12 protein-coding genes and 1 riboswitch are annotated in these 12,239 nt (G+C 39.2%); of the genes, 3 read left to right on the top strand and 9 right to left on the bottom strand.

What is annotated here, in order from left to right:
• Positions 1-25 precede the first annotated feature (25 nt).
• The gene (locus NST66_RS09255; protein WP_028413517.1) at positions 26-751 is read right to left on the bottom strand and encodes a ThuA domain-containing protein; all 726 of its coding nucleotides are present in this window, start codon (positions 749-751) and stop codon (positions 26-28) included.
• An 88-nt stretch (positions 752-839) separates the two neighbouring features.
• Positions 840-1,871 carry a LacI family DNA-binding transcriptional regulator gene (locus tag NST66_RS09250; protein ID WP_033578850.1) on the bottom strand — a complete coding sequence of 344 codons (1,032 nt, stop codon included), beginning with the start codon at positions 1,869-1,871 and terminating at the stop codon, positions 840-842.
• A gap of 250 nt (positions 1,872-2,121) precedes the next feature.
• Here NST66_RS09250 and NST66_RS09245 point away from each other — a divergent pair, with 250 nt between their 5' ends.
• On the top strand, positions 2,122-2,697 hold the full coding sequence (locus NST66_RS09245; protein WP_028408694.1) for a cell wall hydrolase: 576 nt from the start codon (positions 2,122-2,124) through the stop codon (positions 2,695-2,697).
• A gap of 29 nt (positions 2,698-2,726) precedes the next feature.
• Here NST66_RS09245 and NST66_RS09240 read toward each other — a convergent pair whose 3' ends face one another.
• The 3 genes from NST66_RS09240 to NST66_RS09230 all read right to left on the bottom strand — a co-directional run bounded on the left by NST66_RS09240 (position 2,727) and on the right by NST66_RS09230 (position 5,468).
• Positions 2,727-4,061 carry a sodium-dependent transporter gene (locus NST66_RS09240; protein WP_028413519.1) on the bottom strand — a complete coding sequence of 445 codons (1,335 nt, stop codon included), beginning with the start codon at positions 4,059-4,061 and terminating at the stop codon, positions 2,727-2,729.
• A 176-nt stretch (positions 4,062-4,237) separates the two neighbouring features.
• The gene (locus tag NST66_RS09235) at positions 4,238-4,420 is read right to left on the bottom strand and encodes a hypothetical protein (protein WP_013056847.1); all 183 of its coding nucleotides are present in this window, start codon (positions 4,418-4,420) and stop codon (positions 4,238-4,240) included.
• 301 nt (positions 4,421-4,721) lie between these two features.
• Positions 4,722-5,468 (bottom strand): TspO/MBR family protein, encoded by a 747-nt coding sequence (locus NST66_RS09230; protein ID WP_033578849.1) that lies wholly within the window; start codon positions 5,466-5,468, stop codon positions 4,722-4,724.
• A 226-nt stretch (positions 5,469-5,694) separates the two neighbouring features.
• A riboswitch (TPP riboswitch) is annotated at positions 5,695-5,793 on the top strand.
• Between the two features lie 95 nt (positions 5,794-5,888).
• Here NST66_RS09230 and tenA point away from each other — a divergent pair.
• The gene (gene tenA / locus NST66_RS09225; protein ID WP_028413521.1) at positions 5,889-6,578 is read left to right on the top strand and encodes a thiaminase II; all 690 of its coding nucleotides are present in this window, start codon (positions 5,889-5,891) and stop codon (positions 6,576-6,578) included.
• A gap of 27 nt (positions 6,579-6,605) precedes the next feature.
• Here tenA and NST66_RS09220 read toward each other — a convergent pair whose 3' ends face one another.
• From NST66_RS09220 to NST66_RS09210, 3 genes are read right to left on the bottom strand one after another with little or no spacing between them, the layout of a single operon-like run.
• On the bottom strand, positions 6,606-8,006 hold the full coding sequence (locus NST66_RS09220) for an aldehyde dehydrogenase (RefSeq protein WP_049164313.1): 1,401 nt from the start codon (positions 8,004-8,006) through the stop codon (positions 6,606-6,608).
• 13 nt (positions 8,007-8,019) lie between these two features.
• Positions 8,020-8,322: an ArsR/SmtB family transcription factor gene (locus NST66_RS09215; RefSeq protein WP_033578848.1), complete on the bottom strand. Its 303-nt coding sequence runs from the start codon at positions 8,320-8,322 to the stop codon at positions 8,020-8,022.
• A gap of 12 nt (positions 8,323-8,334) precedes the next feature.
• The gene (locus tag NST66_RS09210; protein WP_033578847.1) at positions 8,335-9,114 is read right to left on the bottom strand and encodes an SDR family NAD(P)-dependent oxidoreductase; all 780 of its coding nucleotides are present in this window, start codon (positions 9,112-9,114) and stop codon (positions 8,335-8,337) included.
• A gap of 308 nt (positions 9,115-9,422) precedes the next feature.
• On the opposite strand from NST66_RS09210, the gene NST66_RS09205 reads away from it, so the two are divergent.
• A complete protein-coding gene (locus NST66_RS09205; protein WP_028413525.1) occupies positions 9,423-10,655 on the top strand; it encodes a helix-turn-helix domain-containing protein in 1,233 nt (410 codons plus the stop codon).
• Between the two features lie 74 nt (positions 10,656-10,729).
• Here the strand turns inward: NST66_RS09205 and NST66_RS09200 are convergent, their stop codons facing one another.
• Complete coding sequence (locus tag NST66_RS09200; protein ID WP_154991400.1) at positions 10,730-12,217, bottom strand: phytoene desaturase family protein; 1,488 nt, start codon at positions 12,215-12,217, stop codon at positions 10,730-10,732.
• Between the last annotated feature and the right edge of the window lie 22 nt (positions 12,218-12,239).

The raw sequence follows: 12,239 nt of genomic DNA, 5'->3' as shown, positions 1-12,239 counted from the left end.
ATCCCCTTTGCTTAAGCATTATTCATTAGTTTTTAACAGCGATTGATTCAAGCGGTTGCGCATTGCCGTAAACAGGACGTTTTCTCTCTGCCGGCTTCGCCCATTTAATAGCATTCATAATGACACGCTGAATGTCTTTGTTATGGTATGTTGGATATGTTTCATGTCCAGGTCTGAAATAAAATACTTTTCCGTTTCCGCGTTTGTACGTGCAGCCGCTTCTGAAAATTTCTCCGCCTTCAAACCAGCTCGTGAAAATCAGTTCATCAGGTGCTGGAATATCAAAGTGCTCTCCGTACATTTCTTCGCGCTCAAGCTCGATAAATTCACCAATACCTTCCACAATCGGATGGCTCGGTTCTACTACCCACAAGCGCTCTTTTTCATCTGCTTCACGCCATTTTAAGTCGCAGCTTGTGCCCATTAACGTTTTAAAGATCTTGGAAAAGTGACCTGAGTGTAAGACAATAAGCCCCATACCGTCTAGCACGCGCTGCTTTACTTTCTCAACGATGTCATCTTTTACTTCGTCATGTGCTAAATGACCCCACCATACTAAAACATCAGTTTGATTTAATACTTCTTCAGTCAACCCGTGTTCTACTTCGTCTAATGTTGCTGTGTGCGTACGAAATCCTCCTTCTTCTAAGAAAGAAGCGATGGCACCGTGAATGCCTTCAGAGTAAATTTCTCTTACAACCGGATTTTTCTGTTCATGACGATTTTCGTTCCATACTGTAACATTAATCATTTTCATATCCCCTTTTTTGTGAATGCTAACTTATATCCCCTTTTTTTATCAATGCTAAACTTTGGTTAACCGGTTAACTTACTGTGGTTCACTCGCGCTTAGCAGTCGAATCTCGAATAACAAGTTCAACCGATAATTTTACATGCTGCAGCGTGCTGAAACGGTGTTCGATTGCTTGAATAACAGACGTCGCGGCGACGACTCCTTTGTTAAATACATCTTGACGAATGGTTGTTAGACTTGGAGATGCATAGCTGCTAAACGTGATGTCGTCAAACCCTACGATTGAATAGTCCTGCGGAATTCTTTTCCCCTTTTCTTGCAGTGCTTTCATAATTCCAAGCGCCAGCGTATCAGAGGATGCAAAAACCGCCCGAATATCCTTATGCTCTTGCAGCAGCTTGTTCCCTAAATTGTAACCGTTGTCAAAGGAACTTTCGTTCACTTCAAAAACAAACGTCTTTGATGGTGTAATGCCCGCTTCTTTTAATGCTTTCTCGTAGCCTATATACCTCTTTTTATCCACTGGACTATTGACGAGGTGATGAGCAACAAAGGCAATTTCTTTATGCCCCAAACTCACTAAATGTGTTGTAGCGAGATATCCTCCATACTCATCGTCTACAGAAATATGATGATAATCACGTTCGTACCTTTCGTATGTATCAACTAGCACAATCGGATTCGATAACGCTTTCATTTTCTCATACAATCGATGCGGGAAGGCTCCTAAAAACAGAAGACCATCAACATTTCTCGTTCGAATCCATTTTAGGCAATCAGCTGGGCTACTCACTCCAGATATGACTAGATCATAACCATGCTTACGGATTACATATTCAATTCCACTAATCATTTCACTGTAATAATGGTTATCTTTAAATATAGTAGAAAGTGAATCATCTGTAAGCGGGAACATCACGCCAATCATATTTGACTTTTGTTTCGAAAGACTAACGGCGGTTAAATTTGGTTCGTAGTTTAATTCTTTTACCGCTGTTAAAATTCGCTCTTTTGTTTCATCGGATACTTTGTTAATTCCGTTCAAGACGTAAGATACTGAAGCTGCAGACACCCCTGCATGCTTTGCTACATCACGAATCGTTATCTTTTCTCCCATAAAATCTCTCCAGTTAAACGGTTAACTATTTACTCGTTCATTATAATTCACTCCTTTATTATCAGTCAACGTATTTTTCAAATTATCTGTTAACTATTATAATATCTTCCTAGATTGGTATGTTTTAAGCAGTGACAAGATGTATTGACACCTGTTAATCTTTGAAACGTACATATAAAGTTCGGTGCACAGCACGCACCGATCCGTGATAAAAGGGGCGTTCAAAAGGATTTCAGGAGGTACTTACTTTATGTTTAAGAAACTAGCAATTATTGGAGCACTAGCAGTTCCTATGTTCGGCATGAGTCACGGGGCAAATGCCGCTGAAACAACCCATCGCGTAAAAGCCGGAGAGACTCTTTACAAGATTGGCGCTGAATACGGCGTTACGGTTAAACAGTTAAAAGAAGCGAATCACAAATCTACCGACTCTATTAATGCAAATGAAACATTAACAATCCCTAACTCTATTAGCGAAAGCGATAAAGAATTGTTAGCTCGCCTTGTACAAGCTGAAGCAAAAGGTGAACCTTACGCTGGCAAAGTGGCTGTAGCAACAGTCGTTTTAAACCGCGTGGATAGCGATTCTTTCCCAAACTCTATTCATGATGTCATTTATCAAGGTACACAGTTTACACCTGTACAAAACGGTGAAATTAATAAAGCAGCGGATGCTGAAGCAAAAAAAGCTGTAAATGAAGCACTAGCGTTTAGAGGTCAAGGAAAAGGTTCGTTATTCTTCTTTAACCCAGATAAAACAAGCGATCAATGGCTTCGTCAAAAACAGGTTACGATTACAATCGGAAATCACGTTTTTGCAAAATAAACAAAAAAGCACTCAGATGAGTGCTTTTTTTAATATGCAACAAGTAAGCTTAACAGAACAGCTATAATAATAATAGGTAATACATATTTAACTAGAAAGAACCATGCGTTGAATAATTTAGCGCCTTTTGTACTTCCTGAAATAAACTCTTCATACACGGCTTCTTTTTTCATTTTAAATGTCACAAAAATTGCAATAGCTAAACTTCCAAGAGGCAGCATTAAATTGCTCACAAAAAAGTCAGCTACGTCAAATATACTTCTGCCAAAAAGTGAGACATGTTTTAGTACACCGAACGAAAGCGCTGATGGGATACCTACTACAAACACAAGAATCCCTGCTAAAGAAGCGTAGCGAGTTCGTTTTGTCTGATCGTCTTTGGTTAAAGCAGCTACGATAATTTCCAACAGTGAAAAAGCAGACGTAAGCGTAGCAAATAGAAATAAAATTAAAAACAGTGCTAAAAAGACGGTGCCAAACGGCATTTTCTCAAATACTGTTGGCAAGACCACAAACAAAAGTCCAGGTCCTTCGGTTGGCTTTAATCCGAATGAAAAAACAGCTGGAAAAATAGCCAAGCCTGCAAGCAGCGAAACAAACAAGTTCAAAATAGCAATGGTGCCAGCTGAACGCGTCAAGCTTACTTTTTTCCCTAAATAAGAGCTATATGTCACCATGCAGGATAATCCTACGCAAAGCGAGAAAAACGACTGACCGAGCGCATAGAGAACAGATGACCCTGTAATGGCTGAAAAATCCGGTTTTAAAAAGAACTTTACTCCGTCCATAGCTCCGTCTAATGTTAAAGAGCGAACCACAATGATAATAAAACAGATAAATAACAGTGGCATCATGTATTTATTAGCACGCTCTATGCCTTTTTGTACGCCTTTTGAAATAACAAACACTGTAATTAATAAAAACAGCGCTTGTGCACCTAATACCACATAAGGTTGGCTAATGACGGCATTGAACAACGGGCCGTACTCTTTTCCGCTTAGCATACCGGTTACGCTCATAATCGTATATAAAATCACCCAGCCGCCAACGACGCTGTAAAAGGAAAGCAAAACGACACAGCTGAGTACTCCCAGCCTGCCAATCCATACCCAAGCGGACTTTGGAGCAATTGCCTTATAAGCACTAATCGCTTCTTTTCCCGTATGTCTTCCAATGATAAATTCTGCCAACAGAAGCGGCAATCCAATAAAAATTGTAAATAAAATAAACAACGCAAAAAATGCTCCACCGCCACTGGTTCCGGTTACGTATGGAAATTTCCATATCGCTCCTAGACCAATTGCTGCCCCAGCAGATGCTAAAATAAAACCGAGGCGTGAAGACCACTGATTTCCTTTACTCATATAATGTTACTCTCTCCTCTTCTAAACTCAAAACTCACCTGATTAGTACTGTACCATAAATGCAGAAGAAAATCATTCCCGTTTTACTTTTTTCTATAAAACGATATCTATATAGAATAGAAAAAATGAAGAAGCAGCTGCCTCTTCATTTTGAGTTTGATGTTTCTATTCAAAAATTATTCTCTGTACGATGATTCGTCTCCACGGTAGGCTTCTTGATTTGATATTTCTTCAATATGCATATGCCCTTCTCTCTCTAAACGAAGAACCGTACGCTCTGCATCTTCATAACTCTCGCACGTCACTTGTTTATATTCCATATCGTCTTTATCTGTGTAAGCCACTAAATATGTTTCCATTTTAACTCCTCCTATATAAACTATATGTAACGTATGTTGCCTTTTTCGTTTATTTCTAAACATATAGGCTCCAAACATAAAGCCTAGCATACTATAATAGCGGAACTTCAATTTAAAAAGTTGAATTTTTCATTATGCACCGATGCAACATGGAGGTTACGCTTATGACATTTATTTTATCATTCGTACCAATTGTTGTTCCTTTTGGTATTTTAATTAGCTTAATTGCTTTTACAGCTGCTTTTTTACAATCAAAAGAGCATCATAAAAAGCTCTAGCTTACAAAAGCTAGAGCTTCTTTTTAAAAACGTCTATAGCGTTTAATCAGTCCCACAATAATAGCAATTGCTAATAAAACAATCGAGATGATAACAGTAATGACAATTGGCTGATTTCCACTTTGTTTCACCGCAATGGCAATATAAGCCCAAATAAAAACAAGCGGATAAACAGCGTCTCGGTTTTTTAATGTAAACATAATGCCCAGCGCAGCCCCTACCAGCAGCATAATAATCGTCCATGCTAATTCATTTAGGCCAAGCAAGTGCTGTATTCCATTTGCTTGAAATACGACAAATACATTAACAATAGTCGCAACAGAAATCCATCCAAGATAAAGCGAAATCGGCAGACGCATAAACCATGTCGTCATCCGAGAATGCTGAATAATGGAATATACAATCATTAATGTGCCTAAAATAAAGAGCATAACTAAAAGGGATAACTTATAGTAATCGTTTTGGAAAATAAAGATCCACGCACTATTTAACAAACAGTTTAGAAAAAACCAAATGCCTATACGTGCATATATTTCTTTTTGATCTTCTCTTGCAAAAAATTGGCGTATAACCCAAATGGTTAATAACAAATAAATAACGCCCCAGATAGCAAAGGCATAACCGGCTGGTGTAAACAACGTAGGAACTTGCGCAGAAGCCTCTGCCGTTGTTTTGCCTCCTATTGGAATCGCATTTGCTAAATAATTCACAAGAAGTGTAATAGCCAAGCCTACTGCATTTAATACAGCATACAAACGAAATTTTGCCATTTTGTTCTCTCCTTTCTTCTATTTATATGGGAATGTTTCGGAGACGAAAACGGCTCTTCCCTTCATTAATACCTCTTCTTCCCTAAAAATATGCATTTTTAAACAAAAATGATTAAAAATAGCTTCAAGAAGCTACCTCTTTAAGAGATAAAAACCGTTAGGGAACAATTTTCCATAACGCTTTCTATTTTTCAGAATATATGGTAAGTTAAACATAGACTAATAGGAAGTCCACTAGGGGTGCCGACCGGCTGAGACAAGTTTTCTTGATCCCTTTGAACCTGATCTGGCTCATACCAGCGTAGGAAAGTGGCAATGTTCAGTTTTGTACTGTCCTTTGCCACTCCGTTTATAAACGGAGTGTTTTTTATTTCCTTTATGTGCTTGTTTGTGACTTCCTCATATTAAAGGAGGATTTTGATGTCATTTTCATCTCAATTAAGACAAGAAGCAAACTATATTTACGAAGCCATTTTTAACCACCCTTTTATTAAAGGAATTGCTGAAGGAGACGTGCCAAAAGAGGCGCTTATTCACTACGTTTCTCAAGACTACGAATACTTAACAGCATTTGTCCGCATTTACGGCGCTGCTTTAACAAAATGCCGCACGCGTACCGAAATGGAAGCCTTTAATGCCGGCATTTCTACGGTATTACATAGTGAAGTACACCCTCATAATAATTTTTGTGAAGTAGCAGGCGTACGCTATGAAGACCTCCACACTGAGGCTCTTTCACCAACGGCCAGCCACTACATTAACCATATGACAAGCGTTGCGCATACAGGCAGCTTAGCGGAAATCATTGCCGTGCTTCTTCCATGTCCGTGGACGTACGTTGAAATTGGCCAGCGCATTACAGAACAAGTAAATCCATCTCCTTCTCATCCTTTTTATGAATGGATTCAGTTTTATAATAATGAAGAAATGAATGGCACAACACAATGGTTTTGTAACAAGCTTGATGAACTCGCCGAGCAAGCGACTGAAGAAGAACGTAATCGTATGAAAGATCACTTTATCAAAAGCTGTGAGCTGGAGTATTTATTTTGGGAAATGGCGTATACACAAGAAAAATGGCCGCTTTCTCAGCTTTCACTTTCAAAATAACGAAAAAGCCTCCTATCAGGAGGCTTTTTATTTCAATAATTTTTTAATCATTTTCAAGTTTTGTTTCTCTGAAGGATAGCGGAATGACAAATCAAACTTGGTTGTTTGAGACAGCATGCTTTTAAAATGAGAAAATGTCTGAAAGCTGTCTTTTCCATGATATTGGCCCGTACCGCTTTCTCCAACTCCGCCAAAGGGTAAATATGGCGTAGCGATATGCATAAGCGTATCATTTATACAGCCTCCTCCAAATGAAAGACGCTCCGTTATGACATTTTGTACATTTGCACTTTCCGTAAACAAGTAAAGAGCTAACGGCTTAGCTTTTTCTTGAACTTTATGAATAACTTCGTCTAGCGTTTCGTATTCAATCATAGGAAGAATAGGCCCAAAAATTTCTTCTTGCATAACGTCTGATGTCCAGCTTACTTCACTTAACACCGTAGGTTCTATTGTGAGCGTACTTTTATTATACCCGCCTCCAACTATAGCGTTTCCGTCTTTTAAAAACTCAACTAGCCGAATAAAATGGCGCTCACTGACAATACGGCCGTAGCGCTCACTTTCAAGCGGATTACTACCGTAAAATTGATAAATCGCTTCGCGAAGTTTCTCCACTAGCTGCGCTTTTACCTTTTTATGCACGAGCAAATAATCAGGAGCAACGCACGTTTGGCCTGCATTCATTCCTTTGCCAAACATAATTCGCTTCGCTGCAAGATCTAGGTTTGCATCTTCATGTACAATGCAAGGACTTTTTCCTCCTAGCTCCAGCGTGACGGGAATAAGCTGCTTCCCTGCTTCTTGCATAATAATTTTCCCTACATTTACACTTCCCGTAAAGAAAATATAATCGAGGGGCTGTTTTAAAAGCAGGCTCGTCGTGTCTACAGCGCCTTCAATCACCGTCACAAATGCGGGATCAAAAGCCTCAGCTAGTAATTCTTGTATAACCCGAGATACGCTAGGCGTTAATTCAGAAGGCTTTATAATCGCCGTGTTTCCAGCAGCAATCGCTCCTACTAAAGGAGACAGCGCTAATTGAAACGGATAGTTCCACGGAGCAATAATTAACGCGACTCCATACGGTTCAGGCACAATTTTCCCTTTAGAGCCCACGTGTGTTAAAGCGGTTTTTACTTTTTTAGGCTTCATCCATTTTGCTAAATGCTTAAGCGTAAACCGAATTTCCTCTAGTAAAATCCCAATTTCCGACGTGTACGCCTCTACTTCAGATTTATTCAAGTCTTGTTTTAAAGCATTCATAATTCTCTGCTCGTTTTGTTTGACTGCGTCTCTGAGCTTATTCAGCGCTTGAATGCGGCTGCTGATGCTCTTTGTCTTTTGTGCATAGAAATACTGCTTTTGTGTAGAGACAATATGTTCAATGACCGTTTCATCTGTGATATAGAATTGCTCGTGGTTCATCTCTTTCATCTCCCTATAAACATTCAGCTTCAACTGTAGCAAGCAAGCTTTTTAATAGCTCAACTGCCTCGTTTAAAGCCAATGAATAATATCTCTGCGTTCCTTTTTGCTCAATTTGCACAAGCTTTTGATCACGTAAAATTTTTAAATGATGAGAAATTGCCGGTCGTGATAAAGTAGACTCGTTTGCAATTTCATTAACGGTTAAAGGCTCTTTTTCCGCGAGCAGCAAAATAATATCTTGTCTTGCTGAATCACTTAGAGCCTGAAAAATAGGAATGCTGGCACGAAATAACTCCACTGCTTTTTCACTCATAAATATTCTCCTTTATTTAATTTCTTGTGTTCTGCGGACAACGGATGAAAGCCACTTTCTTGGTACAAAGCGCGGGATGAAGGTGGCGAAACGAAACTGTACTCCTGGTACGATAACCGTCTGCCCTTTCATAAATTTTTTATAGCCCGCTTTAGCAACTGCTTCTACATCCATTGCACCGCTTTGAAAAAGCTTGGAATTGCTCAGCTGGGCCCGGTCGCTAAAACCCGTTTTAGTTGGACCCGGGCATAGAGCACTTACCGTTACATTGGTACCTCTTAATTCATTTTCAAGGGCCTCTGTGAAAGATAATACGTACGCTTTCGTTGCGTAATACACTGTCATAAGCGGACCCGGCATAAATGCAGCAACGGACGCAATGTTTAAAATTTTCCCGTGATTTCTTTTGACCATATCGGGTAAAAATAATTTTGTTAAATGAGTTAATGCTCGGATATTTAAGTCAATCATGTTTAACTCTTCATCTAAAGCTGTTTCAATAAATTTACCGTATAGTCCAAAACCTGCATTGTTCACTAAATAATCAACGTGCATTTCTTTATTTTTAAGTTCTTCATACAGTGACTGTATCTCTTCTTCTCTTGATAAATCCTTTACAACCGTTATTACGTCAATATTATAAGTAGATTTTAAATTCTCTCTAATCGCTGTTAGTTTATCAGCACTTCTGGCAACTAAAATTAAAGAATGGCCATCCTTTGCGAATTGATAAGCTAACTCTTTACCTATTCCTCCGGACGCACCGGTGATGAGCGCATAATGCTGTGACATAGTGTTCACTCCTTATGTTTATATGTTCAAGAACTTAAACATTTAAACTTATCTTATAGGATTCATTTTTTCCCGTCAACTGTTTTCTATACTCTCCTTTTCTTTTATGTTTTCCATTTTTGCCATTTGCGCATTTCTGTACATTTTTTTACAAAATATGCGTTTTCTTTACATAGAAGGCTAATGTCGTCTAGTTTTGACAACCTTTGTCACCTAGCAGGAAAACAAGTGAAGATATGGTGAATACAACATACAACAAATAATCCATTACATAGTTGGATGAAAATAGATAAGGGAGGAAATGAAAAATGATGGAGACGTATACAATTAAAAAAGTAAGTGATCAATTAGAGGTAGAAAAGAAAACGTTAAAACAATGGGAAAAATTATTGGGCAGCTATTTAACAATTGAACGAGTAGATGGGGCCCGTGTCTATACAGAGGAACAAATTGAATTATTTAATGATATTAAACAGCTGTTTGATGAACAATGTACGTTAGATGAAGTCAAAGAATATGTTCAGCTGCTGATAAAGGAACAAGAAGAGCAGGAGCATTTAGTGATGGAATCAGAGGCAGCGGTTTCAAAAGAAGAAGAACCAGCAAAGTTGAAAACTGCTAAAAAAGAAAACGTCATTGATTTTCAAGAACACTCCAATAAACAAATGAAGCAAGAAAAGAAAAAAGCTGCTGAAAAGCAGGAAAGCATTTCGGAGAATAAGCAAGAGAAGACTCCTCCTATACCTGAAGCACGATTAGCTACTGAAGAAGAAAAGCAGGCTATTTCTGCTTCTATTGAAGAACCAAAACCAAACGACCTTGTCGTGAATGAAAAAGAGCTGCTTCAAGGGGAACTAGTAGAAGCTGTTCGCCGCTATGAAGATGTGTTTGAAGTACTTGATACGTTTAAAGCTGATTTGTTAAAAGAAATGCGAGAAGGAATGCGAAATGAAGTTCGGGAAGAAATTGTCGGAGAAGTAAAAAAAGAGCTTGAAAAAAGTGCTACTCAAACTGTAGAAATGGTGGAGTCGGTCGGGGCATATATCTCTGAGTCTTCAGAACGCAGCGCAAGAGATGTAGAAAATATGTCTAAAAAAATTATCCGTTCTAACGAAAAATCGTTTGATGAAGTCACTTCTTTGATTGAAGATTATTCAACAATTGCGGAAGAAAAAACAGAGGATATGCGCCTGTTCATGAAAGATGTCATGGAGAATGCGGATGAATCCTCTAAAGAAATGCAGTATTTATTAGACCGATTCTCAAGCAATTCTACCGTTGCAATGAATCAAGTAAAATTTATGGTTGAAAAATTAAATAATTCTTCAACTAATACGACAGAAGAGCTTCGTGATTTAATTGATTCGATGAATGAAGAACGAGTCTATTATTTGAAAGAAATGGAGAAAGAGCGTAAGCTTCATCGTCAAAGCGTAGCTGAACGCGAAGAAATGTTTAGTGATTTTGTCCAAACCTTCAGACAAACCGCCGCTGCTGATATGAAGCGAAAACGGAAGTGGTGGAAGCTGTTTCTCTCCTGAAAACACCGGCCCTATGGTAATAGGGCCGGTGTTTTTTGATGGTATAAGCACTAGTAGTTTGTCCGGCCGAAACGTTAAGGTAACCTATGCTGATGAGACGTTATACTTTGAAAAACATGATAGCCGCTTACCGATACGCCTATAGTTCCCGCTCCCGGAAACACTGTATCTCCGCATAACCACAGCCCTTGTAAGCCAGATCGATGCGAAATGCTGTTGAACAAGGCATGATCTAACGTTTGCGGAAAGCCTCCCACTCCGCCGTTTGGGCGAGAAGTGAACCTTTCCCATGCTTTAGGAGCTCCTGAAATTTGATGCTCTGCTTCTTCAATGTTAGGAATGATAGTTTTAATTCCTGCTATCATTTTTTTCTCAAGAACTTGTTTTTGAACATCATAGGTTTCCTTGTTACTCCACTTGCTAAGCTCAATGTGAGTAGATGCTGTAATTGTACGCTTGCCTTCCGGCGCACGAAAACGATCGTCAGGATGGGACACGGAGATAAATAAATGATTTCCTTCCGTCATCTCGCCTTGTTCGGATTGAAGCACTTGCTGAAACAACTCTACCTTCTGCGGAAGATCTCTTTCATCAATCGCAACATACATCGAAAACGTTCCCCACTGCGGAAGCTCGCTTTTTTCTTTGGCCCTCTTATGGATATGTTGGTAATCTTCATCATGCAGTAAAGACTTTAAGCTTTGAATTGGCGCGTTGCATACAACGTCTGAAGCGCGGTAGCGGTTACCTCTATGATCATGCACGATCCACTCGTCGTTATCACGCTCTATCTTTACTACTTTCCTTCCTAGAGTCGTTTTTCCTCCGTTGGCTTTAATAGATTTTTGCAGGGCTTCTGCGACTTTGTATAAGCCACCGTTCACATAGAAAGCTCCTTCGTGATAAATATCCAACGCTAGACATCCGATAAGCATTGAACAGTTCTCACTCGTTGTCTGCATGCTGTCTATTAATTGACCATCAATAAAATGAATAAAGTCCGTTTCGTCTAGCAACCTGTGTTTTTTTAGTAAATGACTAAACGATTGATGAAAATAAGGTAATAACTTCACAGACCCAAGATTTAACGAACTTACCAGCCTACTCCACTCACCGATTGTGAGAGGAGGAAGAACCGGCAGCGGCCGCATGAGCTTGCGAATTTCTTTTGCAACTCTAAAAATACTTTCATAGAAGCTCCTAATATTCTTCGCTTTATGAGGAAATTGTTTTTGAAGATACGAAATATGCTGATACCGGTCTTGATAATAAATTAGTGTACGATGTGGAAGATGAACTTTCATGATTTTCTCAAGAGAAATCTTTTCAATTTCTAGGCCCAGGTATGTGCTGATTCGCTCATGTATCCCTCCGCGCTCAAATCCCATTCCAAGCGTCGCTCCGACAGGAAATGTATAGAGATGGCGCTGGAATTTCCCGGCACAGCCTCCCCACTCTCGAGAAGCTTCTAAAACCGTCACTTCATAGCCATGTTTAGCTAAAAGCGCTCCCGCTGTTAACCCACCTATTCCTCCACCTATTACAACAACTTGCTTATGCATGTTTTCACCTTCTTTAACTCTT

The organism is Priestia sp. FSL W8-0524, assembly GCF_038005965.1.
GTDB lineage: Bacteria > Bacillota > Bacilli > Bacillales > Bacillaceae_H > Priestia > Priestia zanthoxyli.
The sequence above is the reverse complement of the archived record's forward strand: the minus strand, read 5'-3'. Positions and strand labels throughout refer to the sequence as shown.